This is a genomic window from Scandinavium sp. M-37 (assembly GCF_043558715.1).
Lineage (GTDB): Bacteria > Pseudomonadota > Gammaproteobacteria > Enterobacterales > Enterobacteriaceae > Scandinavium > Scandinavium vulneris_A.
Map to the genome: position 1 here is coordinate 100,949 of NZ_JBIGIN010000013.1, position 23,442 is coordinate 124,390.

Below are 23,442 nucleotides of genomic sequence, written 5' to 3' on the forward strand. Positions count from 1 at the left end.
AGACTCCGGCGGTTTTTTAATTTCTGGAGTTGAGTATGTCGAATAAACCCTTTGTTTATCAGAATCCCTTCCCGCTGGCGAAAGACGACACCGAATACTATCTGCTGAGCCGCGAGCACGTTTCCGTGGCTGAGTTTGACGGTCAGCCGATGCTGAAAGTCGAGCCAGAAGCCCTGACCCTGCTGGCCCAGCAGGCGTTCCACGATGCGTCCTTCATGCTGCGCGTTTCCCACCAGCAGCAGGTCGGCGCGATCCTCACCGACCCGGACGCCAGCGATAACGATAAATACGTGGCCCTGCAGTTCCTGCGTAACTCAGAAATCGCGGCCAAAGGCGTGCTGCCGACCTGTCAGGACACCGGCACGGCGATCATCATGGGCAAAAAAGGTCAGAACGTGTGGACCGGTGGCGGCGATGAAGCGGCCCTGGCGCGCGGGGTGTACAACACCTACACCGAAGATAACCTGCGCTATTCGCAGAACGCGCCGCTGGACATGTATAAAGAAGTGAACACCGGCACCAACCTGCCCGCGCAGATTGATCTCTACAGCGTGGACGGCGACGAATACAAATTCCTGTGCATGGCGAAAGGCGGCGGCTCCGCCAACAAGACCTATCTGTATCAGGAAACCAAAGCGCTGATTACCCCGGCGAAGCTGAAAAACTGGCTGGTTGAGAAGATGCGAACCCTCGGAACCGCCGCCTGCCCGCCGTACCATATCGCATTTGTGATTGGCGGCACCTCGGCAGAAGCGACGCTGAAAACCGTGAAACTGGCCTCCACCCGCTATTACGACGGCCTGCCAACCGAAGGTAATGAGCACGGTCAGGCATTCCGCGACGTGCAGCTGGAACAGGAACTGATGCAGGAGGCGCAGAACCTCGGCCTCGGCGCACAGTTCGGCGGCAAATACTTCGCCCACGATATCCGCGTTATTCGTCTGCCGCGCCACGGCGCATCCTGCCCGATCGGCATGGGCGTGTCTTGCTCGGCGGACCGTAATATCAAAGCCAAGATCAACCGCGACGGGATCTGGATTGAGAAACTGGAAGCCAATCCGGGCCAGTACATTCCTGAAGCACTGCGCCAGCAGGGTGAAGGCGATGTGGTGAGCATCAATTTGAATCAGCCGATGAACGAGATCCGCGCCCAGCTGGCTGCGCATCCGGTCTCGACCCGCCTGTCGCTGAACGGCACCATCATCGTGGCGCGTGACATGGCGCATGCCAAGCTGAAAGAGCTGCTGGATAACGGCGAGGAACTGCCGCAGTACGTGAAAGATCATCCGATCTACTACGCAGGCCCGGCGAAAACCCCCGAAGGTTACGCCTCCGGCTCGCTCGGCCCCACGACCGCAGGTCGCATGGATTCCTATGTCGATTTATTGCAGGCTCATGGGGCGAGCATGGTGATGTTGGCGAAAGGCAACCGCAGCCAGCAGGTGACCGACGCGTGCCATAAACACGGCGGTTTCTACCTCGGCAGCATCGGCGGCCCGGCGGCGGTGCTGGCGCAGCAGAGCATTAAGAGCCTTGAGTGCGTGGCGTACCCGGAACTGGGTATGGAAGCCATCTGGAAAATCGAAGTCGAAAACTTCCCGGCGTTTATCCTCGTGGATGACAAAGGCAATGACTTCTTCCAGCAGATCCAGAACAAGCAGTGTTCAGGCTGTCAGCAGAAATAATCCCCTCCGGCCAGCCTCACGCTGGCCGTTTTTTCCTCTCCCCATCCGCGTCTTCTTGCGTTTAAATGCGCAATAACCCCTTAACCCACCAATAATTTGTTAGCAAAAATGCAAATTAGTGAGCGTTTATTTTTACATCGATCGTAAGTTTGCAATAGGTGCGGTGTAACTATACTAAATGGGACTTTATATAAAGGAGCTCCTCATGTTTAATCATGTCCCATTCAAGCGGACGATGCTTGCAAGTATGCTGACGCTGGCTTCAGGCGCCGTCACTTCTGCTTATGCAGCGCCTGCCACCGCCTCTCCCAAGCAAGACACCGCGAAGCCAAACATCGTTGTCATATTTGGTGACGATATTGGTTACTGGAACCTGAGTACCTACAATCAGGGTACGATGGGTTACGACACCCCGAACATCGACAGCATTGCGGCGCAGGGGGCCAAATTTACCTCTTACTACGCTGAACAGAGCTCCACCGCAGGCCGTTCTGCCTTCATCACCGGTCAGATGCCATTCCGTACCGGGATGAGTAAAGTCGGTATGCCGGGTGCGCCACAGGGCCTGCAAAAAGAAGATCCAACCATCGCTAGCGTCCTGAAACAGCTCGGTTATGCCACCGGTCAGTTCGGTAAAAACCACCTCGGCGACCGCGACGAATTCCTGCCTACCGCGCACGGTTTCGATGAATTCATGGGCAACCTGTACCACCTGAATGCGGAAGAAGAGCCTGAGAACTCGGATTACCCGAAAGACCCGGCCTTCCGTAAAGAATTCGGCCCGCGCGGCGTAATTAAGAGCAGCGCTGACGGCAAGATTGAAGATACCGGTCCGTTGACCATCAAACGTATGGGCACCGTTGACGAAGAAACCCTCGCGGCGAACAACGACTTTATGGAACGTCAGGTGAAGGCTAACAAGCCATTCTTCACCTGGTTCAACACCACTCGTATGCACAACAAAACCCACCTGAAAGATGCCAGCATCGGTAAAACAGGTCTGGGGACGTATGCCGACGGCATGGTTGAGCATGACAAGATGGTCGGCGAAGTGCTGCAGAAGATTAAAGATCTGGGCATTGAAGATAACACCATTGTTGTCTACACCACCGATAACGGCCCGATGACGGCGACCTGGCCTGATGCCGGTGAAACGCCGTTCCGCGGTGAGAAAAACACCGGCTGGGAAGGCGGCTTCCGCGTTCCGGCAATGGTCAAATGGCCAGGCCACATCAAGCCAGGTACCATCGTAAAAGACATCTTTGCGAGCTATGACTGGTTCCCAACGCTGGTGGCTGCGGCAGGCGATGCGAACATTAAAGATCAGCTGCTGAAGGGTTACAAAACTCCGTCCATCACCTACAAAGTGCATCTGGATGGTTACAACCAGATCGACTTCCTGCAGGGCAAAGGCGAAGACCAGCGTAAAGAGTTCTTCTACTGGAGTGATGACGGTGACCTGCTGGCAATGCGTTACGGTCGCTGGAAAGCACACTTCATGATCCAGGAACACGAAGGTCTGGATCTGTGGCGTTATCCGTTCACCAAACTGCGTGCACCGATGATCTTCGATCTGGAAGTCGATCCGCTGGAGAAAGGCGACAAAGGGATGGGCTATCAGAGCTGGTTCTACGACCGTATGTTCCTGATGGGCGGCGCGCAGAAGTACGCGAAAGAGATGCTCGCTACCTTTAAAGAGTTCCCGCCACGCCAGAAACCAGGCTCATTCACCATCTCTGATGCGTCAGCGATGCTGGAGCAAGGTTCATCCATCAACAAATGATGGGCGTAACGTGAGGCACTGACCTCATACTCAGAGCGGGTTGCCTTCGCAATCCGCTCTGCATTTTACATTCGCTCTTTGTGCGCTTTGTCAGTCATTTACCTTAGGGGTTTGCTATGAAGTACAGCACCACACTACCCGTTAAAGCGTTACCGTCCGCGGAAAAATATGACGGCAAAGGCCCAGAATACAAACGCCGCTTCCACGTGATGGCCAAGCCGTCCGGTTCCACCTGCAACCTCGATTGCACCTACTGTTTCTACCTGTCTAAAGAACAATTACTCCACCAGGACAGACACACCGGGATGAGCGATGAGGTGCTGGAAAACTTCATTCGTCAGTACATTGACGGGCAGGATGGCGACCAGGTTGTCTTCTCCTGGCAGGGCGGCGAACCGACCCTGATGGGGCTCGAATTTTTCGAAAAAGTGGTCAAGTTCCAGAAGCAGTACCAGAAGCCCGGGCAAAAAGTCGAAAACGATTTGCAGACCAACGGCGTGCTGCTCAACGACAAATGGGCCGCGTTCCTCAAAGAACATAAATTTCTGGTGGGGATCTCCATTGATGGCCCACGAGAACTGCATGACCGCTACCGCGTCACCCGCAGTGGCAAACCGACCTTCGATAAAGTGATGGAAGGCGTCGACGCGCTGAAGCGTCACGGCGTCCCGTTCAACGCGCTGGTGACGGTGAACCGTACCAACGCCCGCTTCCCGCTGGACGTGTACCGCTTTATGACCCGCGAACTGGGTGCCACCTACGTTCAGTTCAATCCCTGCGTTGAACCGGTGGATTTCAAAAGCACCGCCCCGCAGTTCTGGCAGGACGACAGCATTCCGATTACCGGCAGCCGCCGCGCGCATCCGGGCGATCTCGACTCCATTGTCACCGACTGGTCGGTTGACCCCGATGACTGGGGAACCTTCCTGATTGCGGTGTTTGAAGAGTGGGTCAATAACGATTTAGGCCGCGTGCAGGTGAACCTGTTTGAAACCGCCGTCGCCCAGACCATGGGGATGCCCGCGCAGATTTGTACCGCCTCTGAGTTCTGCGGCAAAGGGCTGGCTATCGAGAAAAATGGCGACATCTTCTCGTGCGACCACTACGTCTACCCGGAATACCAGATTGGCAATATCGAGCATAACAAGCTGGCGCACCTGGCGTTCTCTGAGCGTCAGCAAGCCTTCGGGATGGGTAAAAAAGATACCCTGCCGAAATACTGTAAAGAGTGTCCGTACCTCAAGCTGTGCTGGGGCGAATGCCCGAAAAATCGCCTTGTGCGTACCCCCGACGGCGAACTGGGGCTGAACTACCTGTGTCCGGGGATCAAAGCCTTCTTCAACTACGCCGAGCCAATTCTGGTAGGGATTGCCACGCTGCTGAAACGCGATTTTGCAGGAGTCAAAAAATGAATAGCGCAGAGAAACTGCTTCAGCTTGAACAACGGATGAACACCCAGGTGCTGGGTCAGGAAGAGCTGGTCAGAATGCTGATTATCGCCCTGCTCTGTGACGGGCACGTGCTGCTGGAAGGCTTGCCGGGTCTGGCCAAAACCCGTGCGGTGCGCGAGTTGGCTGAGCACGTCGAAGGCGAATTCCGCCGCATTCAGTTCACTCCGGATTTGCTGCCCTCCGACATCACCGGCAGCGAAATTTATCAGCAGAACGCCACCCGCGAAGAGGACCAGTTCCGCTTCCGTCCGGGGCCGGTATTTGGCAACGTAATCCTGGCCGATGAAATCAACCGGGCCTCCGCCCGCGTGCAGTCGGCGCTGCTCGAAGCGATGGAAGAACGTCACGTCACCGTGGCCGGGAAAACCTGGCCGCTGCCGGGCGTCTTTATGGTGCTCGCCACCCAGAACCCGGTCGATCAGGAAGGCACCTGGCCGTTGCCGGAAGCCCAGCTCGACCGCTTCCTGATGAAAGTCTTGGTGGATTACCCGTCAAAAGAGAACGAGCAAAAAGTCATGCAGCTGGTGCGAGCCGAACAGCAGGCCAAATATCAGGCGCTGGCGAGCGGCGAAACCGGCCACGGTGACCACGCTCAGCCAGACGCGACGTTAACCCTTTCCCAACAGGAGATTGCCGCCAGCTGGCAGGCGATTTCAGCGGTTTACGTGGCCCCCGCGATTGAGGAATACATCGTCAATCTGATTAACGCCACCCGTCATCCGCAGAGCGTGAGCGACACGCTGGCAAGCTATATTCACATCGGCGTCAGCCCGCGCGGCACCCTGGCCCTGGAGCGCTGCGCCAAAGCGCAGGCCTGGCTTGAAGGCCGCGATGCGGTCCTCCCGGAAGACGTGCGTCGTATTGCTCCGGCGGTGATTCGCCATCGCCTGATGCTGAGTTACCAGGCCAACGCCGATAACCGCACCGCCGATGACGTGGTGAACATGCTGCTCGACGCTGTGGTGGCGTAATGGACAGCCGCCTCAGCGTTGATCGGGAGACACTGCTCGCGCTGGTCAACGATGCCCGGCTGATTGCCAACCCACCGGGGCAAATCCCTCCGGGCGCGCTGGCCGGGGAACGCACCTCGAAGCAGCAGGGACGCGGGTTGAATTTCGACAGCCTGCGCCGCTATCAGCCCGGCGATGACGTGCGCCTGATTGACTGGCAGGCTACCGCCCGCCTACGCCAGCCGTGGATCCGCTTGTATAACGAAGAGCGCGAACGCCCGATATTTTTGCTGGTCGATCAGCGTCTCGACATGTATTTCGCCACCCAAGGGCAAACCAAATCGGTGGCGGCGGCCAAAACCGCGGCGCTGCTGGCGTGGCGCAGCTGGCACGATAGTGACCGGGTCGGCAGTCTGGTGTTTAACGACAGCGAGATGACGCTGCAAAAATGCCGCCCGCCGCGCACCACGCTTAACGCCCTCCTTGACACCCTGTTGCGCTACAACCAGCAGTTGCCGGAACAGTATCCGCAGGAGCCTGCATCCAGCATCACGCTGGCGGCTGCACTCCAGCGAGCCAGCGGAGCCATCCCTAACGGCGCATGGGTCGCGGTGCTGAGCGACTTCCACGACCTCGACGCCAACTGTGATGCTCTGCTCGCCGGACTGCGCCGTCGCTGTGAGGTCAGCGCTTTTGTGGTGCTCGATGATTTGCATTTGCGTCTTCCCGCTTCGGGCACACTCGCCGCCACCTATCAGGGCCATGAGGCGGCTTTTGCGCTCTCGTCCGGCCTGAAAGCGGAGATTGAGCAAAGCATCACCGCCCGCCTGGCCCGCCAGCAAAGCCGCCTGACCCGGCTCGGCGTTCGCGTGAACCATCTGGTGGTCAGCCAGGATTTGATTAAGCAGTTACAAAAAGGTCTCTGAATGCTCGAGAAAGGATTTACCGTGCCCGCGCTAGCACAGCCGGCGCTGCCTCCCTCTCCCTCCTGGTTCCCACTGCCGCCGGGCTGGCTGGTTCTGGGTGCCCTGCTGCTGGCCGTCGTCGCTGTTGTCCTGTTTTTCCGCTACGCCCGCTGGCGTCGTAACCGCTGGCGGCGCGAGGCGCAGGCATTGCTGCCCGCCTCACACAGCGTCGACGGTTGGCTGAATCTGATTAAGCAGGTGCTGCTGGTCCACCAGCCACGCGCCGCCGTCAGCCAGAGTCTGACGGCGGAATCGCTGTTGCAGCCTGTCCCGTTGGAAAACGATCTGCGCCAACAGTTATGCGCCAGGTATTGCCAGCGCGACAACCAACTGGCGGAAGCGGACGAATCGCGTTTGCGCCGCCAGCTTGCAAGCTGGTTAAAGGAGCTGCCCGATGTCTGAGCTTTTCTCAAGGATTGATTTTGCCTGGCCGTGGGCCTGGCTGTTGCTGCTGTTGCCGCTGCTAGGGCGCTATTTATTGCCGCAGGACAGACAGCTAAAAGAGCACGTCCGCGTGCCGTTTCTACCCAACCTTATCGATGAGCTGAAGCTCGACAGCCAGCCGGTGGGCGATGGCTGGCTGCGCGGGCTGCTGTTCTGGCTGGTGTGGGGCTTACTGGTCTGCGCCCTGACCCGCCCGGAATACCTCACCCCGCCGCAGCACATTCAAAAACCGATGCGCGATATGGTGCTGATCCTCGATGTGTCCGGCTCGATGCAGAAAAACGACGTCGAAGGCGGGATAACCCGTTTGCAGGCGGTACAGGCGTCGGTGCGTAAATTCGTCACGGCGCGTCATTCTGACCGTATCGGGATGGTGATTTTTGCCAGCAGCGCCTGGCCTTTCGCTCCGGTGAGCGAAGACAAACAGGCATTGAACATGCGTATCAACCAGCTTGCGCCGGGGATGATTGGTCAGCAAACCGCCATTGGCGATGCGCTTGGCGTGGCGGTCAAACTGCTTGATTCCGGGCCCAATAAAGACGTCAGTAAACTGGCTATTCTGCTGACCGACGGCAACGATACCGCCTCACAGCTTTCACCCGAACTCGCTGCCACGCTGGCGGCATCGCATCACGTGCAGGTGCATACCATTGCCTTTGGCGACCTGCGCAGCGCAGGCGATGATAAAGTCGACCTGCCGCTGCTGCAGAACATCGCCCGCGCGACCGGCGGCAAAGCGTGGACCGCGGCGAACTCCGGCACGGCGCTGGACAGCGTATGGCAAGAGATTGATGCCATCACCCCGGTGCAGGTGAAAAGCATCGGTTGGTCTTGGCATTTACCGCTGTTTGCCTGGCCGCTCGGCATCGCCATGCTGCTGCTGTTAGCCCTGGCCCTGGCCCGGTTTATCAGGGAGAAACGGTCATGAGTGACTTCCACTTTATCTATCCCTGGCGGCTGCTGGGGCTGATTATCGCCGCCCTGCTGGCGTTTCTGCCTTATGCACAGGCAAGCAGTTGGTCACGCGTCATGGACAAACCGTTTGCGAAGGCGCTGATTATCGGGCGCAGCAAACGGCTGACCCAGGTGCTGCCGTGGCTGTTTGGTCTCGGCGTCATTGCGCTCGCCGGGCCAAGCTGGCAGCGGGAACTGCCCGCCGCCCTGACCCCGGAGAGCAACGTGATGGTGGTGATGCAGCAGGATTTGGCGATGTACGCCCAGGACCTGACGCCGAGCCGGAACGAGAGAATGCAGAGCAAAATCAGTTCCCTGATGGAGCAATCCCCCGGCGCACGCTTTGGTCTGGTGGTCTACAGCAATCAGGCGTTCGTCACCACTCCGCTGACGCAGGACCCGCAGTTCTTCTCGCTGTTCCTTCACGCTCAAACGCCGTCGCTGATGCCAGAAGGCAATGGCTCCGGGCTGAAGTCCGCCATCGATTTAGCGATTAAAAACACCCCGGTCACCCCACGCAGCCTGATTCTGGTGGCCGATACGCTGACGGATGCCGAAGCCGCCTATCTCGAAAAACTCGATGTGCCGCTGCAAATCTGGGTGCCCGGCACCGCCGCTGGCGGCACGCTACCGGAACAGTACGCCGGTCGAGGGATTGATACCCGCCTGAACGTCGAGCGTTTCAGTGCGGTGCGCGAAGCGGGGATTCCGGTGACGCTGGTCACTGGCGATGACAGCGATTTGCAGGTGGTTAAAAGCCATATTCAACAGGCTATCAGCCAGCAGAACAATGCCCGCAGCGACCTGCACTGGAAAAACAACGGCTGGCTGCTGGCAATCCCGATGCTGATATTGCTGTTCTTCTGGCGGCGGCAGCTTATCTGTGTCGCCTTCGTGATGCCGCTGATGTTCTGGTCTTCTCACAGCGATGCCGCCTGGCTGGACGCATGGGTCAGCCCGGATATTCAGGGTCAGCACGCGTTCGACAAAGGGCAATACCAGAAGGCTGCCGAACACTTCCGTGACCCGCTGTGGCAGGGCATTGCCTGGTACCGTGCCGGAAACTTCCCGGCGGCGGTGAACGCGTTGCGTCGCGCGCCGCAAACCCCGGAGACCCTGCTGTGGACCGGCAACAGTCTCGCCCAGCAAAAGCAGTGGCAGCAGGCGCTCGATACCTATGATCTGGCGTTAAGCCTGCGTCCTGACTGGAAAATGGCGCTGGAAAATCGCGAGAAAGTGTCGCACATCGTGATGCAATTGCGGCTCAAACAACGTGAGGCTGAGCAGGAGCAAGGCAGCAACCAGGATGATGAAGGGCCGGACAAAGTGCTGAAAGATTTGAAGAAAGGCCAGGGCGTGAAGCAAAAAGACATTGGCGCCATTAAAGGCAGTTCGCCGCAGCTCAACCAGTGGTATGAGAATTTACAGGTATCGCCTTCGGGTTTACTGGAAAGTCTGTATCGCAATGGCGCACAGGAGACGACGCCATGAAACGGTGGTTAGCGCTGTTACTGATTGTCATGCTCCCGGCTCACGCGGCGATGGACATCACCCGCGACGTCGTTGCCCCGAAAACGATCGTACCGGGCCAACCGGTGACCGTCGCAGTCACCTTCTGGACCGACAGCTGGTTTAATCCGCCGCCGGAATGGCCGGAGTTTGCGGTGCAGAATGGGGTATTGCTCAACACGCCGCTGCCGAACCAACTGCTGACCCGACAACAAAACGGCATCAGCTGGAGTGGCATTCGTCTCGAGCGCCAGCTGATGGCCTGGGATCAAAGCACCCTGCGCCTGCCTGCGGTCGACTTGACGGTAACCTCTTCCGGCCAGCCGCCCGCCACGGTGCATCTGGACGCGATTGAACTGCCGGTGGTATGGCCGAAAGACGTCGAACAACCGGATCGCTTTTTGCCCGCGCGCGGCCTGACGTTGACCCAGACCATCACTCAGTTTCACGCCGGGAAAGATAACACCCTGCGTGCGGGCGATGCCATCGAACGCGTTGTCACCGTCAAAGCGCAGGACGTGTTGCCCGCACAAATTCCGCAGCTGCTGTATGCCATTCCCGGCAGCGACAGCCAGCGCCTGACCCCGCAAAACCGCTTTATCAAGGGTGGGCGAGGCGACATTGACGGCGCGATGCGCATCGAACGCCTGCGCTATATGCCGACCGAAGCGGGAACGGTGACGCTCCCGCCGGTGAAGCTGCGCTGGTGGGATACCGAACATCAGCAATGGCAGTTGGCCGAACTGAAAGGCCAGACGCTGAAAGTCGACAGCGCGCGCGCCGCTGGGAAAGAATCCGCCCTGCGCGGCAGCAGCGGTGAGGTCAACGGGTCATTGATTATCGGCCTGTTGGCGTTGGCACTGTTTGTGGTCATCGGCTGGTTTACCCGCCGCTCGCTGTACCGCAGCGCAGCGTGGATAACGCACCGCTGGCAACGCTTCTGGCAGCCGGTCACGTTGCCCGGACTCGCCCCCGTTGAAAGGAAAAAACGATGAAAAAAACGCTACTTGCCTGCACCCTGATGTTGGGATGCACTCCCCTCGTCCATGCCGATCCGCTGTCGGCGTGGAATGATACTGCGGCAAAACAGTCGATTGTCCAGTGGGTGCAGAACTCGACGAAACAGGGCAGCACCACCTTCATTCCGGAGGATAAGCGCTATGTGGTATTCGATAACGACGGCACCCTGTGGCCGGAAGCGCCGCTGACGTTCCAGATCCAGTTCATTCTCGACGAAGTTAAGCGTCAGGCCCCGGAACATCCGGACTGGAAGAAGGATCCGCTGATTAACGCGGTGTTGAACAACGATCTGAAAACGGTGGTGAAAGCGGGTGACAAAGGGCTGATGAAGCTGCTGGCGATGACCCACAGCGGGATGACCACCGAAGACTTCGAACAACGCGTGGCAAGCTGGCTCGATAGCCACAAAGACGCGCGCTCCGGCTGTCGCTACGACCAGTTAGGTTATCAACCGATGCGTCAGCTGCTGGATTACCTGCGGGAAAATGGCTTCAAAACGTGGATTATTTCCGGGGGTGGGATCGACTTCATGCGCGTGATGTCGCAGAAAATGTATGGCATCCCGCCTGAGCAAGTGGTCGGATCGTTTGCGCTCGGCGAGTTTTCTCTCACCGACAACGGTACGCAGATCCGCAAAACCATGACCGGGGCGTTTAACGACGATGCCGCCAACAAACCGGTAGCTATCCATCTGTTTATGGGCCATCGCCCGGTCGCCGCCTTTGGTAACAGCGATGGCGATTTGCAGATGCTGCAATACACCGCCGCCAACCCGGATTACAAAACCTTTGGCCTGATCGTGCATCACACCGATGCCACCCGGGAATACGCCTATGACAGCCACCCGCCTGCCAGTGGCAAGCTGGAAGCGGCATTGCCGGAAGCCAAAGCCAAAGGCTGGACGGTGGTGGATATGAAACAGGACTGGAAAACGGTGTTCGACCCGGCGCAATGCGCGGTGAAGTGAACCTGTGAAACCTGATGCCCTCTCCTGCCGGGAGAGGGCGAGAAGAATTGCGTCCCTACTCTAAAATCGTTTCGCCGACTTTCGTGGGCTTCGAAAACAGCAGCACCAGCGGCAGCAACAGGAAACATAAAAACATCATCAGGCGGAAATCCTGATAGTAGGCCATCACCGTCGCCTGACGGGTGACTTCGTTATTGATAGCCATCAGGCCCGGCATCTGATGCAGGTTGTACGCCCCGTGCTGGATATCATGCTGCAACGCTTTGTTGAACGGATTAATAAACCCGGAAAACACGCTATGGTTACGCTGGCTCTGCTGCGCCAGGTAAGTCGTCACCATCGAAATCCCGATGCTGCTGCCGATATTTCGGATAAGCGAATATAACGACGTGCCCTCGGTGCGGTATGACGGTGCCAGCGTCGAAAAAGTCAGCGTCGACAGCGGCACAAACGTCAGGCCCATCCCGATACCCTGCACCACCCCAGAGCTGATTATCTCCCACTGGCTCATCCACATGCTGAACTGGGTCATCTGCCAGAGTGAAACGGCCATCACCACCACACCAACGGCAATGACGTAACGCAGGTCGACTTTTCCGGCGATACGCCCGACCACCATCATACTGAACATGGTGCCGAACCCGCGCGGGGTCATCAGCAGACCAACGTCGATAACCGGATAGTTCATGAAGTTCTGTAGCAGCGGGGGCATCAGGGCCATGGTCGCCAGCAGAATGGTGCCCATCATAAAGCTGAACAGCAGCCCGACGACGAAGTTCTTATCCCGGAAAATACCCGGCTCGATAAACGGCTTTTTGACGGTAAAGATGTGGGTAATAAACAGATAAAGCGCCAGCGCCGCCAGCACCGCTTCGATAATAATTTCCCCGCTGGCAAACCACTCTTTTGACTGCCCGCGATCGAGAAATAACTGCAAACTGCCGATGGCGACGCTCAGCAGGAAGAAGCCGAGCAAATCAAATTTACGTTTTGCATCAATAGCCGTTTCGCTGACAAAAGCCGAAATCCCCAGCCACGCCAGGGCGCCAAACGGGATGTTGATATAGAACACCCAACGCCAGCTGTAATACTCGGTCAGCCAGCCGCCGAGTGCCGGGCCGAGGATCGGGCCAACCATCACGCCCATGCCCCACATCGCCATCGCCGAGCCGTGCTTCTCTTTCGGCCAGGCATCCAGCATCACCGACTGCGACAATGGCACCAGGCTTGCGCCGAAAATCCCTTGCAGCAGACGAAATATGACGATTTGATCGAGCGACTGCGCGGCACCACACAGCATTGAGGCCACGGTAAAACCCACCACCGACCAGGTGAATAAGCGCTTACGTCCGATACGCGCCGCGACAAAACCGGTCAGCGGCATCGCAATCGCGGCGGCCACAATGTAGGACGTTAACACCCACGAGGTTTGATCCTGGGTTGCGCCCATCGCGCCCTGCATATGCGGCAGGGCCACGTTTGCGATGGTGGTATCCAGCGCCTGCATGATGGTCGCTAACATCACCGAAAAGGTGATTAACAGTCGGCGATCAAGAGCCTGCTTTTGCGGCTGCGGGGCCGCAATAACATCAGAAGACATAAGCCACCTCCTCAGGATGCGCTGCGGGCGTCAGCCTGAGTATCAATTTTGATGGTGGCGCTTAAGCCAGCACGCAGCTGCGGCTGATTAGCGTCGGTTTGCAGGCGAATACGCACCGGCACACGCTGGGTCACTTTCACCCAATTCCCGGTGGCGTTTTCAGCCGGAATAACCGAATACTCGGCTCCCGTCGCTGGGCTAATGCTGCTGACTTTGCCGTGCCAGGTCACGCCCGGCGCGTAATCGACATTAATTTCCGCCGGTTCGTTATCCCGAATATGGGTCAAATCTTTTTCGGTAAAGTTCGCTTCGATATACAAGTTGTGATCGGAGACCAGTAACATGGCGGTGGTGCCGCTCTGCACGTACTCGCCGCGTTGCAGGACTTTGGTAATATTACCGGACGACGGTGCATATTCGTTAACGTGTGAGAGATTGTTCTTCGCGGTATTCAGTTCAGCCAATGCTTTTTTATAACGCGGATGTTTTTCCACCGGCAGAGAAATATCACCGCCGAAGCTGTCGGCAACTTCCTGCAATTGTTTTTGCAGCATGTTCACTTCCAGCGCCATCAACAGGCTTTTCTGATGCGCACCGTCAAGATCGGACGCCGAGACATAGCCCGGGCCGTTCAGACGATGCAACCGCCCTTCTTCGCGCTGGGCGTAGGCCAGCTGGCTTTTTGACACGGCAATGTTAGCGAGCTTGCTCTGATATTGTGATTTGATGGTGTTTAAATCGATAACGGTATTATTCAGATCGGACGAAGCCTGGGCGACGGCTAATTCATAAGGTTTAGGATCGACGCTAAACAGTAAATCGCCTTTATTCACGTGCTGGTTTTCTTTTACCGCAACGTTTAATACCCGGCCCGAGACTTCAGCCCCGATCGCCGTTTTGTCGGCTTTCACATAGGCATTATCGGTTTCAACATAACGACCGCCGGTAAAATACATCCAGCCTCCGGCAGCGACGCCCAGAGTCGGCACTAGCAGCAATAAGATAAAACGGAGCTTTTTAATATTCATGTGCAGGTCTCTTTATTGGAGCGATACCCACGTCGAAAAAAGGAAATAACAATACGCAGACGCCTGCGCGACGGACAGGCGGCGTCAAAATGAAGTGTTCAGGTATCAGCAGAAGTATTGATGCGACAAATATACTTAGCCTGCTAATCGTAAACTAAGCAGGCTGTGCTATTGGCGGTTTAATTATAAATTCGCGGCGGTGGAACGCCGTATTTTCAGGCGTCCGGCGAGGGATAAATGGGTGGCCGTGTCTTCCGCATGACAGAGATATTCCACCGCCAGCCTGCCGAGTTCACCATAAGGCAGCTGAATACTTGTCAGCGGGGGCGTCATTTGCTCGGAAATATTTTGATCGTCATATCCGGCCACCAGCATGTCGTCCGGCACCCGCACCCCGTGGGCCGAAAGCGCCTGATAACAGCCGATCGCCAGCCAGTCGCTGGCGCAGAAAATCGCCTCCGGGCGGGTGGCCTGTTTCAGCAATATCTCGGTGGCCTGATGCGACTCATTGAACTGCCAGTTAGTCCGCTGCACCCATTCCGGCTGCGGGGTAATACCCGCCTGGGCCAGCGCCGCATGATAGCCCGCCAGACGCTGGCGGGTGGCCTCCATCCAGCTTTCTCCGGTGATGTGCGCGATCCGCCGCGCACCCTGGTTTATCAGGTGGCGGGTGAGCTGAAAGGCGTTGGCGTAATCGTCCGGCACGAATGACGGCAGCAGCGGAGAGTTAGGGTCGCGCTGGTTGAGCAGCACCAGCGGCAGGCTAGTGCAGTCCTGGAAGGCGGTCATATCCACAACGGTAGTCACCGGCGAGGCGAGGATAATCCCAACGCAGTTACGCTTTTCCAACTGGCGAATGATGTTCAGCGCCAGTTGGTGATCGTCCCCGTAGTCATACACCGTGAGCAGGACTTCGTTCCGCCACGCAGCTTCCCGCGACTGGGTGATGGCATCGACAAACGGATCGAAGCTTTGCAGCGAGCTTATCAGCAGGGCAATTTCCTCCTGATTGCGCGGCGAATGAATGGCGGGCAGACGGTCATAGCCCAATTCGCCCGCCACGGCGATGACCCGCTGACGCGTCTCTTCGCTGAGTTTGATGTTGCGCGACTGGTTAAGCACCAGCGACACCGTGGCCTGGGAAACCCCGGCGGCACGCGCAATATCGTTCATCGTGACCTTATTTTTACGCTTCATATTCCCTGCCCCACGCCTGCTGAATCAACATCATACCTTCCCGCGCCCGGTTACGGCAGCCTGGTGCGTACTCCGTCACGTTTCTTCGCTGTGTCAGCCTCAATTTTGTGAAGCCTGTCGCTCTTTCACACCATGCCATTTGCTGATTTATCCGCCAGCTAATATTTATTAGCTAAATATTATCAGTTATGAGGCATCACATGAAACAGCAATGGAGTCAGGCTCAGGCGCAGGCGTGGTATCAGCAACAGGGTTGGTTGTGTGGCTTTAACTATCTGCCGTCCAGCGCAGTGAACTGGACCGATATCTGGCAACAAGAGACCTTTGACGCGCCGACCATCGAACGTGAGCTCGGCTGGGCGGCAGACGCCGGGTACAACAGCCTGCGCATTAATTTGCCGTTTATCGTCTGGGAACATGACCGCGACGGGCTGATTGCCCGCATCCACCACTTCTTAAACCTTGCCGATAATCACGGCTTTCGTACCATGCTGACTCTGATGGACGACTGCGGTTTCTCCGGCGACGAGCCCTACCTCGGGCCGCAAAAAGCCCCGGTGCCGGGGAAACATAACAGCCAGGCGGCGGCGAGTCCGGGCCGGGCGAAAGTCTGCAACCGCGACGACTGGCCGCAGATTGAGCGCTACGTGCGCGATATCGTGCGTGAATTCAGGTGCGATAAACGCGTCCTGCTGTGGGATCTTTACAACGAACCGGGCAACCGGGGGATCTTCGCCACCGGCACCGTGGAAGTGCAGTACGATGCGAAGCTTGAAGACTACGCGCACGAGCTGATGCAGCGGGCATTCGAATGGGTGCGCGACGAAGATCCCGAGCAGCCGCTCACCGTCTGCGCCTGGCGTCTGCCTGCGGAAACGGAGAACGAGCAGTTCTGGCAGCATCCGCTCGATCAGACCGCGCTGGCGCTGTCGGACGTGGTGAGCTTCCACGCCTATACCCACACCGCACGGATGGTGGCCATTATTCATCAGCTGCAACAACTGGGCCGCCCGATCTTCTGCACCGAATGGCTGGCACGCCACGTCGGCAGCACCATTGAAGAACAGCTGCCGCTGATGCACGCCGCCAACGTTGCGCCATACCAGTGGGGCCTGGTACGCGGCAAAACCCAGACCTGGCTGCCCTGGCCGGTGGTGATGACAAACTCGCCAGACTATTGTCGCCTGTGGTTTCATGACGTATTCGAAGAAAACGGTATTCCGTTCTCGAAAGCGGAAATGACCCTGGTACGTAAACTGAGCCAGATTGGTTTGCACCCTACCCGTTAATAAGAATATGACCCCCGTCAGACCGCTGGCGGGGAAAGGTACGCGCTATGGCAAATACGATGAAAATACCGTCTCGTGAGTTGTGGTCTTATTTTGGTTATGGTTTAGGTCAGTGTTTTAGCTTTGGTTTAGTCGGGTCGTTTATTAACTATTTTTATACTGATGTGCTGGGCATTTCCGCCCTCGCCGCCAGTACGATTTTCCTTATCGCCCGCGCCTGGGATGCGGTCCACGATCCGCTGTTTGCCAGCTTCATGGACACCATCAACAGCCGCTTCGGCAAGTTCCGTCACTTTTTGCTGATTGCGCCGCTGCTGATAACCGGTGTGACCCTGCTGTCGTTCTATAAAATAGAGGCCGATACCACCACCAAAATTATCTACGCGGGCGTGACCTATATTCTGTGGGGTACCCTGTATGCGATTTCCGATATTCCGTTCTGGTCGATGTCATCGGTGATGACCAACGATTCCGGGGAGCGTACTCGCGCGGTGACCGCCGCAATGCTGGGGGTGAATGCGGGCATCGCCTGCGCCAATATTTTCTTCCCCAAACTGGCGGCCTTCTTTGCCCAGTACAGCAACGACAAAGGCTACTTTATGGCGGCGCTGGTGATGATGCTGGTTGGTCTGCCGCTGATGCTAAACGGCTTCCTGCAAATTAAAGAACGTGTACCGCCGAGTGCGGAAAAAGTCACCATGCGGGATACCTTCCGTAATCTACGGCAGAACAAACCGTTATTTATTATTCTGCTGTCGTTCTTTTTCTGCGTATTCCATAACGTCGCCAACGGCATTTACATCTATTTCTTTATCTACAACATGGGCGATGCCAGCCTGCAAATGGTGATTGGTCTGATGGGGATCGTTGCTGCGGTGGTTTGCCTGGTAGCGCCGATGCTGACCCGTAAAATGCAAAAGCGGAAGCTGTTTATGATCCTCTGCGGGCTGGATATCGCAGTGCGGGTAGTGATGTGGTTTGCCGGTTATCACCACACTGCAGTGCTGTTCCTGCTGCTGGGCCTGAGCACCCTGTTTGTGATGATGAGCAATATTCTGACCTCGTCGATGATTGCCGACACCATCGAATATGCCGAATATCACACCCACAAACGCTGCGCGGCGATCACCTTTTCCGGACAGACCTTCACCGGCAAGATGTCAGTGGCGGTTGGCGGGGGGCTTATTGGGCTATTTCTGACCCTGATTGGCTACGTGCCGCAGGCACAAACGCAGAGCGATGCGGTGCTGAACGGACTGTTCTTTGGGGTTTGCCTGCTTCCGGCGATTGGCTCGCTGATTCGCATAGGCTTTATGTCACGCTTTACTTTCACCGAAGATAAACACGCGGAGATTTGTCGCCTGCTGGCAGATAGGCGTCATGCCTTGCAGCAGGAATGAAAACGCCCGGCGGCGCTACGCTTGCCAGGCCTACGTGATGAACTTGTAGGCCCATGCAAACGAAGCGCCGCCGGGCGCCAGGTGAATTACTCTTCGAAGTACCAGTAACCCTGATTAATCAACGCCGTCAGTTCGGCGATAAACGCCGGATTGTGCAACGCATCACCCAGTTCATCCTGCCCGACTTCGGTTAAACGACACAGCGCATCGGCCGCCTGAGGGTGAGCGGTGTTCCAGGCTTCGCTGTTTACAAAGAACTTGTCGCCAATATGCAGCACGCGAAGACCGCTCAGACGAGTCAGGGTTTCGCCGCCCGTCAGCGCATCCAACACTTCCTCTTCCGCATACGGGGGTTCTGCCGGGGCGATATCCAGCTCATGACGCGGCGTGGTGGCGAAGCGGCCAAACCACTGCTTAAAGTCTTCCGGCTGGCTGATAACGTCAATCATCATCGCGCGCAGGCGTTCAAGCTCGTACTCTTCGACCCGGCCCGGATGTTCACGCACGGTCAGATCCGCATCGCTGTAATGCGTGCCGCCTAAATCATTTTCCAGGGCGTAATCCGCGAAGCTGCTGATCAGGTCACGGCCGTTTGGCCCCCGGAAGCCGACCGAGTAGTTCAGGGTGTCTTCAAAGGTAAAACCGTCGTGCGGGAATCCTGGCGGGATATACAGAATGTCGCCCGGAGACATTTCTACATCGATAATCGGCTCAAACGGGTCGACATGCAGCAGCGCGGGATGGGGACAGAATTGACGCATCGGAATGGCATCACCCACGCGCCAACGACGACGCCCCATGCCCTGAATGATAAACACATCGTAATTATCAATATGCGGACCCACGCCGCCGCCGGGCACCGAGTAGGAGATCATCAGGTCATCCAGACGCCATTCCGGCAGCACGCGGAAAGGACGCACCAGCTCCGCCGACGGCGCATGCCAGTGATTCACCGCCTGCGCCAGCAGCGACCAGCCGGTTTCGCCCAGGCCGTCAAAGTCCTCAAACGGCCCGTGGCTGGCGTTCCATTTCCCGTCGGTCTGACTGACCAGACGGCTATCCACTTCCGGCTCCATCGCCAGACCGGCCAGTTCATCCGGCGTGATCGGGTCCACAAAGTTCGGGAAGGCATTCTTCAACACAACCGGCTTTTTTTGCCAGTATTTCTCTAAAAACTCGGGCCAGTTAAGATTCAGTTGGTTAACCATACAATCACACCAGTAAAAGGATAAACGGGCGTGATTATGCGCCCGCCCCTCCTGGCCGACTTTGTTAAGGGTCAAGGGTTGGCGAAAAAATGATTCATCCACCCTGTTTATTCCTTCGTTTAAGAATTCATTAAGATCTCCAGGGTAAGATTTTCCTCAGACAAACGAACGTAATGAGAAAAATGAGGAAAGTATCGTGATGACAAGGAAAATGACGTTTGCCCTGCTGCTGCTGGCACTGCCTGCGACCTCGGCTTTTGCAGCGTCTGGTTTAACCGGCTGCGCGGCTAAGAAAGCGGATATCGAACAGCAAATTGACTACGCGAAAGCGCATAACAATAGCTACCGCGTGGCGGGCCTGGAGAAGGCGCTGGCGGAAGTGACGGCCAACTGTACCGATGCATCTCTGCGTGCGGATCGCGAAGCCGATGTGCGCAAAAAAGAGCAAAAAGTGGCGGAGCGCGAGCAGGAGTTAAACGAAGCAAAAGCCTCGGGCCGTGCTGATAAGATAGAGAAAAAGCAGGAAAAGCTGAATGACGCCAAAGACGAACTGGCGCAGGCGAAGGATGAGCTGAATAAATAAAAAATGCCCGGCTAGATGAGCTTGCCGGGCGTACGGTTCTTTTTACGTCCTGAATTACCGGGCGTATCCCTGGAAGACTTTATCTTTCATCACTGCGACCTTGCCGGTTTTATAGATAATGATGGTGTATAAGCCCTGCGAGTAGGCGCTGGCATCTGCCGTAACCTCATCCTGCGCAGCGGGTTTGCCATCCACCGTTACCAGCCCCAGACTGTCACGTTTAATGGTTAACCCGTCGTAGTGTTTGACAAAGGGTTTTACCTTTTTGGCTTCCTGCGCATGTTGCGGGTACAGCGACTGCGCATTCTCCAGCGCCTGTTTTTCTGCCGCACCGTTGATTGTCGCCTGCCGATTTTGCTCTGCGATATAACACGCATCACGGCTCACGCCTTTGGCTTCGCAATCCGCCATCCGGGATGCCTCGTTGGAACACCCTACGAGCACGATCGCCGCCGACACCATAATCATTAACTTTTTCATCTCTGCCTCATCATTACATTTTCTTATCGCCGCCATCAGGGGCAGAGCCCCTGTTTCAGCCGCCAAGGAATATGCGCTAAAAGCCTAGTCGGCAATTTGATAAATGTCAGGGTTCAGAAGCGTTACGGCCAGGATGATTCTGGGAAATCGATTTCGGAAGGAGAAGACCAGACGGCACCGGTGAGTGCTTACTATCCAGTAGAGAAAATGAGATTAACTTCTTGGTTGAGTCTGCATGGTACGCCCTACAGGATTCGAACCTGTGACCTACGGCTTAGAAGTGCGATGGCCTAATGGTTTTAAGTGCTTGCGCTCAAACACGAAACTGACATAAATCCATTATAAAACAGTTATGTAGTTGAAAATCGATGTTGATAAATATAGACATCTGTAGATAACCGTAGATCCATTTTACTTACACCAGCCGTTACATTAGCATAGGCCATAATCTCCAACAGGAACAACCAAAATGGCATCTTCAAGACAAAAGCTCACCTTTGAGCGCATCCGTAAATTTACATTGCCAGAAGGAAAAACCCAGGCATTCCTTTGGGATGCCGATGTTACAACTCTTGCATGTCGTGTAACCAGCGGAGCAAAGGCTTTCGTCTTTCAAAGCGTTTATGTAGGAAAGACCATCCGCATGACAATTGGTAACGTTAATGATTGGCGAATTGATGAGGCCAGAGCAGAAGCTCGTCGCCTGCAAACCCTAATAGATACAGGTATCGATCCGCGTATCGCTAAAGCAGAAAAAATTGCAGCCAACGTTTCAAACCAAGCTGAAGCGCAAAAAGGGAAAATATTGTTCTCCGCAGCGTGGGAAGAATATCTTACAGAGCTTAAAACCGGCATTAGCGCGAAAACAAAACGTCCTTATTCTCAACGATACATTGATGATCATATCAGACTCTCAGATCGTGGAGGCAATCCAAAGAAAGTAGGTGATGGATTAACTCTTGCCGCTCCTCTGTCCTGTTTTCTTGATTTACCCTTGTCTGAGTTATCTTCTCCCCTTATTGCCGACTGGCTGACAAAAGAAAGGCAAACACGACCAACTGTAACAGCCAATGCTTACCGCATCCTTCGTACATTCCTGAAGTGGGTTGTGGAAAGCAAGCAGTACCAAGGGATTATTCCAGCGGACCTCACTCAAGATCGCAATGTTAGAAAAATGGTACCCGTTTCAGCCAGTAAAGCTGATGATTGCTTACAAAAAGAACAATTGAAGAGTTGGTTTATTGAAGTAAGAGCCATAAAGAACCCCGTGATTTCAAGTTATCTTCAGGTTCTTTTGCTTACAGGCGCGAGGCGAGAAGAAATAGCATCTCTGTGTTGGTCAGATGTTGATTTCAAGTGGTCGAGCATGCGCATCAAGGATAAGGTTGAAGGAGAACGCACAATCCCACTAACTCCATACGTGTCCACCCTCCTACTGAAATTAAACGAGCACTCTAAGAATGCCGCCAAAGAAGTTTCTTGGGTATTCGCCAGCAAGGAAAGCAAAAGCGGCAAAATTGTCGAGCCTCGAAAAGCACATAACCAGGCATTAGAACGTGCTGATTTACCACACATCAGCATTCATGGTTTACGCCGTAGTTTTGGCACCCTTGCTGAATGGGTGGAAGTACCAACAGGGATTGTTGCGCAAATTATGGGGCATAAACCAAGTGCGCTAGCTGAAAAGCATTATCGCCGCCGCCCACTGGATTTGCTAAGAAAGTGGCACGAGAAAATTGAGACGTGGATATTGGAACAGGTGGAGAATTAACCAGCAGCAGTGTTGATTAGTGTTGACATGTCTGTTGATAGCGGTAGATCACATTTTTATCCATTGACTCCAAACCTTTTATACGTACCCTAATTTCAAACAACACTGGAGGTAACATGCTTGACACAATACATTTTAAAGAAACCAGAGTGCTGGCCGAACCCAAGATGAATGGGACGTACAGCTCCAAAGATAAACATAACGATGTAATTGAACCCGTTGAAAATTTGCAACATTTGGATAACAAATCTGTTTCTACAAACAAATTCTCGAACGAGAAAATTATCGAAGCAATTAACCAGGCCGTAGCGGAACATGACGCATGGAGAAAATCTCAGTCCACAAAGGTAGTTAAGGCAAAAGTTCAAAAAAGCACCAGTTTTATTAGCCGTCGCTCAGGCCGTCCGCATCGCAGTAAATCGGCTGTAAAATCACTATCCTCTAAATCGAATGATGACGGTGACCCCGAACCTGCGCCACCCTATGCGTACCTGTCTACTCACGAAATAACCCCTACACCCGCAATTCACCTTGAATGTGCAGCTCCTGACTTCTTAGGGGGTGTATAATGAAGCGTACCACTTCCCCGGAACATCATTCTGCTGTAGCTCTGTGTCAGACGCTCATTGCTGAAGTCGCCAGTCAATTTAATATTAATATGCAAACTCTCCGTGCGTGCTTACTGCATGGGCATACTACACCTGAAGGCAATTACCGTCCGACTCAAACAGACCGCATAAATGAATCTACGAGCGTAAAATTAACAACAGAAGAACAAAGACAGTGCTACATTGGTCCAAACGAAGTTGCAATTATGCTCGATATAAAGCCTCAGACTCTTCGTAAGCAAATTTGCTATGACACATTGCCTAAAGGGTTTCCTCGCCCAAAGAAAATAAATGGTCGGAACAAATGGATTAGAAGTGATGTCAATGCGTATTTTGCGAAAGACCTTCAGGAGTAGCAGGCCAGTCTATAGCCCACATTACTAAAAGGAAATTCGGTATTCCCTTTTCAAAGCATTCAATACCTGAAGTTTTGCCCAGGCTCAGCCCTGGGCTTTTTTATGGTTCATCGCGCCTTACCGGGGAACGCTGCTTTTATCTTCATAAAAAAGTAGTCGTTATCCCGGTATCCGTATGCCATTCGTTTTATCAC

At 55.3% G+C, this 23,442-nt stretch carries 20 protein-coding genes and 1 pseudogene; 16 read left to right on the forward strand and 5 right to left on the reverse strand.

Annotation, left to right across the window (positions count from 1 at the left end; genetic code table 11):
• The first annotated feature begins 35 nt into the window (after positions 1-35).
• The 10 genes from fumA (at position 36) to ACG0Z5_RS11690 (ending at position 11,728) form a co-directional block, all read left to right on the forward strand.
• A complete protein-coding gene (fumA, locus tag ACG0Z5_RS11645; RefSeq protein WP_394447504.1) occupies positions 36-1,685 on the forward strand; it encodes a class I fumarate hydratase FumA in 1,650 nt (549 codons plus the stop codon).
• Positions 1,686-1,890: 205 nt separating this feature from the next.
• Positions 1,891-3,468 carry an arylsulfatase gene (locus ACG0Z5_RS11650; RefSeq protein ID WP_394447506.1) on the forward strand — a complete coding sequence of 526 codons (1,578 nt, stop codon included), beginning with the start codon at positions 1,891-1,893 and terminating at the stop codon, positions 3,466-3,468.
• Positions 3,469-3,584: 116 nt separating this feature from the next.
• Positions 3,585-4,880, forward strand: a complete 1,296-nt coding sequence (locus tag ACG0Z5_RS11655; RefSeq protein ID WP_394447508.1) for an anaerobic sulfatase maturase — start codon at positions 3,585-3,587, stop codon at positions 4,878-4,880.
• Entirely contained in the window at positions 4,877-5,890 is a 1,014-nt protein-coding gene (locus tag ACG0Z5_RS11660) for an AAA family ATPase (RefSeq protein ID WP_394447510.1), read from the forward strand. The genes ACG0Z5_RS11655 and ACG0Z5_RS11660 overlap by 4 nt, the downstream gene beginning before the upstream one ends.
• Positions 5,890-6,795: a DUF58 domain-containing protein gene (locus ACG0Z5_RS11665; protein WP_394447512.1), complete on the forward strand. Its 906-nt coding sequence runs from the start codon at positions 5,890-5,892 to the stop codon at positions 6,793-6,795. The genes ACG0Z5_RS11660 and ACG0Z5_RS11665 overlap by 1 nt, the downstream gene beginning before the upstream one ends.
• Positions 6,796-7,236 (forward strand): DUF4381 family protein, encoded by a 441-nt coding sequence (locus ACG0Z5_RS11670; protein ID WP_394447514.1) that lies wholly within the window; start codon positions 6,796-6,798, stop codon positions 7,234-7,236.
• On the forward strand, positions 7,229-8,206 hold the full coding sequence (locus tag ACG0Z5_RS11675) for a VWA domain-containing protein (RefSeq protein WP_394447516.1): 978 nt from the start codon (positions 7,229-7,231) through the stop codon (positions 8,204-8,206). Before ACG0Z5_RS11670 ends, ACG0Z5_RS11675 begins: the two co-directional genes overlap by 8 nt.
• A complete protein-coding gene (locus tag ACG0Z5_RS11680) occupies positions 8,203-9,723 on the forward strand; it encodes a VWA domain-containing protein (protein WP_394447518.1) in 1,521 nt (506 codons plus the stop codon). Before ACG0Z5_RS11675 ends, ACG0Z5_RS11680 begins: the two co-directional genes overlap by 4 nt.
• The gene (locus ACG0Z5_RS11685) at positions 9,720-10,736 is read left to right on the forward strand and encodes an oxygen tolerance domain protein (RefSeq protein WP_394447520.1); all 1,017 of its coding nucleotides are present in this window, start codon (positions 9,720-9,722) and stop codon (positions 10,734-10,736) included. The genes ACG0Z5_RS11680 and ACG0Z5_RS11685 overlap by 4 nt, the downstream gene beginning before the upstream one ends.
• The gene (locus ACG0Z5_RS11690; RefSeq protein ID WP_394447522.1) at positions 10,733-11,728 is read left to right on the forward strand and encodes an HAD family hydrolase; all 996 of its coding nucleotides are present in this window, start codon (positions 10,733-10,735) and stop codon (positions 11,726-11,728) included. Before ACG0Z5_RS11685 ends, ACG0Z5_RS11690 begins: the two co-directional genes overlap by 4 nt.
• Before the next feature lie 55 nt (positions 11,729-11,783).
• Here ACG0Z5_RS11690 and ACG0Z5_RS11695 read toward each other — a convergent pair whose 3' ends face one another.
• The 3 genes from ACG0Z5_RS11695 to ACG0Z5_RS11705 form a co-directional block, all read right to left on the reverse strand.
• Entirely contained in the window at positions 11,784-13,328 is a 1,545-nt protein-coding gene (locus ACG0Z5_RS11695) for a DHA2 family efflux MFS transporter permease subunit (protein ID WP_394447524.1), read from the reverse strand.
• A gap of 11 nt (positions 13,329-13,339) precedes the next feature.
• Positions 13,340-14,356 (reverse strand): HlyD family secretion protein, encoded by a 1,017-nt coding sequence (locus ACG0Z5_RS11700; RefSeq protein WP_394447526.1) that lies wholly within the window; start codon positions 14,354-14,356, stop codon positions 13,340-13,342.
• 183 nt (positions 14,357-14,539) lie between these two features.
• Positions 14,540-15,553, reverse strand: a complete 1,014-nt coding sequence (locus ACG0Z5_RS11705; RefSeq protein ID WP_394447528.1) for a LacI family DNA-binding transcriptional regulator — start codon at positions 15,551-15,553, stop codon at positions 14,540-14,542.
• Between the two features lie 200 nt (positions 15,554-15,753).
• Here ACG0Z5_RS11705 and ACG0Z5_RS11710 point away from each other — a divergent pair, with 200 nt between their 5' ends.
• A complete protein-coding gene (locus ACG0Z5_RS11710) occupies positions 15,754-16,842 on the forward strand; it encodes a cellulase family glycosylhydrolase (protein ID WP_394447530.1) in 1,089 nt (362 codons plus the stop codon).
• Positions 16,843-16,889: 47 nt separating this feature from the next.
• Entirely contained in the window at positions 16,890-18,242 is a 1,353-nt protein-coding gene (locus ACG0Z5_RS11715) for an MFS transporter (RefSeq protein WP_394447532.1), read from the forward strand.
• Between the two features lie 86 nt (positions 18,243-18,328).
• Here ACG0Z5_RS11715 and ACG0Z5_RS11720 read toward each other — a convergent pair whose 3' ends face one another.
• Positions 18,329-19,450 carry a JmjC domain-containing protein gene (locus tag ACG0Z5_RS11720; RefSeq protein ID WP_394447534.1) on the reverse strand — a complete coding sequence of 374 codons (1,122 nt, stop codon included), beginning with the start codon at positions 19,448-19,450 and terminating at the stop codon, positions 18,329-18,331.
• Between the two features lie 199 nt (positions 19,451-19,649).
• Here ACG0Z5_RS11720 and ACG0Z5_RS11725 point away from each other — a divergent pair, with 199 nt between their 5' ends.
• The gene (locus ACG0Z5_RS11725) at positions 19,650-20,033 is read left to right on the forward strand and encodes a DUF1090 domain-containing protein (protein WP_394447550.1); all 384 of its coding nucleotides are present in this window, start codon (positions 19,650-19,652) and stop codon (positions 20,031-20,033) included.
• Between the two features lie 54 nt (positions 20,034-20,087).
• Here the strand turns inward: ACG0Z5_RS11725 and ACG0Z5_RS11730 are convergent, their stop codons facing one another.
• Positions 20,088-20,513: a hypothetical protein gene (locus tag ACG0Z5_RS11730; RefSeq protein ID WP_394447536.1), complete on the reverse strand. Its 426-nt coding sequence runs from the start codon at positions 20,511-20,513 to the stop codon at positions 20,088-20,090.
• A 466-nt stretch (positions 20,514-20,979) separates the two neighbouring features.
• Between ACG0Z5_RS11730 and ACG0Z5_RS11735 the strand changes: the two are divergent.
• The 3 genes and pseudogenes from ACG0Z5_RS11735 to ACG0Z5_RS11745 all read left to right on the forward strand — a co-directional run.
• Positions 20,980-22,284: pseudogene (locus tag ACG0Z5_RS11735) on the forward strand (tyrosine-type recombinase/integrase); the annotation flags it as partial.
• A 116-nt stretch (positions 22,285-22,400) separates the two neighbouring features.
• Complete coding sequence (locus ACG0Z5_RS11740; protein WP_394447538.1) at positions 22,401-22,853, forward strand: hypothetical protein; 453 nt, start codon at positions 22,401-22,403, stop codon at positions 22,851-22,853.
• Entirely contained in the window at positions 22,853-23,248 is a 396-nt protein-coding gene (locus ACG0Z5_RS11745) for a helix-turn-helix transcriptional regulator (protein WP_394447540.1), read from the forward strand. The genes ACG0Z5_RS11740 and ACG0Z5_RS11745 overlap by 1 nt, the downstream gene beginning before the upstream one ends.
• The last annotated feature ends 194 nt before the right edge of the window (positions 23,249-23,442 follow it).

Excerpts from the sequence above, each read along its gene's own strand:
- ACG0Z5_RS11700 (WP_394447526.1), bottom strand. The coding sequence starts at position 14,356 with ATGAATATTAAAAAGCTCCGTTTTATCTTATTGCTGCTAGTGCCGACT.
- ACG0Z5_RS11730 (WP_394447536.1), bottom strand. The coding sequence starts at position 20,513 with ATGAAAAAGTTAATGATTATGGTGTCGGCGGCGATCGTGCTCGTAGGG.
- ACG0Z5_RS11705 (WP_394447528.1), bottom strand. The coding sequence starts at position 15,553 with ATGAAGCGTAAAAATAAGGTCACGATGAACGATATTGCGCGTGCCGCC.
- ACG0Z5_RS11675 (WP_394447516.1), top strand. The coding sequence starts at position 7,229 with ATGTCTGAGCTTTTCTCAAGGATTGATTTTGCCTGGCCGTGGGCCTGG.
- ACG0Z5_RS11685 (WP_394447520.1), top strand. The coding sequence starts at position 9,720 with ATGAAACGGTGGTTAGCGCTGTTACTGATTGTCATGCTCCCGGCTCAC.
- ACG0Z5_RS11715 (WP_394447532.1), top strand. The coding sequence starts at position 16,890 with ATGGCAAATACGATGAAAATACCGTCTCGTGAGTTGTGGTCTTATTTT.
- ACG0Z5_RS11740 (WP_394447538.1), top strand. The coding sequence starts at position 22,401 with ATGCTTGACACAATACATTTTAAAGAAACCAGAGTGCTGGCCGAACCC.
- ACG0Z5_RS11655 (WP_394447508.1), top strand. The coding sequence starts at position 3,585 with ATGAAGTACAGCACCACACTACCCGTTAAAGCGTTACCGTCCGCGGAA.
- ACG0Z5_RS11690 (WP_394447522.1), top strand. The coding sequence starts at position 10,733 with ATGAAAAAAACGCTACTTGCCTGCACCCTGATGTTGGGATGCACTCCC.
- ACG0Z5_RS11670 (WP_394447514.1), top strand. The coding sequence starts at position 6,796 with ATGCTCGAGAAAGGATTTACCGTGCCCGCGCTAGCACAGCCGGCGCTG.
- ACG0Z5_RS11695 (WP_394447524.1), bottom strand. The coding sequence starts at position 13,328 with ATGTCTTCTGATGTTATTGCGGCCCCGCAGCCGCAAAAGCAGGCTCTT.
- ACG0Z5_RS11650 (WP_394447506.1), top strand. The coding sequence starts at position 1,891 with ATGTTTAATCATGTCCCATTCAAGCGGACGATGCTTGCAAGTATGCTG.
- ACG0Z5_RS11680 (WP_394447518.1), top strand. The coding sequence starts at position 8,203 with ATGAGTGACTTCCACTTTATCTATCCCTGGCGGCTGCTGGGGCTGATT.
- ACG0Z5_RS11725 (WP_394447550.1), top strand. The coding sequence starts at position 19,650 with ATGACAAGGAAAATGACGTTTGCCCTGCTGCTGCTGGCACTGCCTGCG.
- fumA (WP_394447504.1), top strand. The coding sequence starts at position 36 with ATGTCGAATAAACCCTTTGTTTATCAGAATCCCTTCCCGCTGGCGAAA.
- ACG0Z5_RS11710 (WP_394447530.1), top strand. The coding sequence starts at position 15,754 with ATGAAACAGCAATGGAGTCAGGCTCAGGCGCAGGCGTGGTATCAGCAA.
- ACG0Z5_RS11660 (WP_394447510.1), top strand. The coding sequence starts at position 4,877 with ATGAATAGCGCAGAGAAACTGCTTCAGCTTGAACAACGGATGAACACC.
- ACG0Z5_RS11720 (WP_394447534.1), bottom strand. The coding sequence starts at position 19,450 with ATGGTTAACCAACTGAATCTTAACTGGCCCGAGTTTTTAGAGAAATAC.
- ACG0Z5_RS11745 (WP_394447540.1), top strand. The coding sequence starts at position 22,853 with ATGAAGCGTACCACTTCCCCGGAACATCATTCTGCTGTAGCTCTGTGT.
- ACG0Z5_RS11665 (WP_394447512.1), top strand. The coding sequence starts at position 5,890 with ATGGACAGCCGCCTCAGCGTTGATCGGGAGACACTGCTCGCGCTGGTC.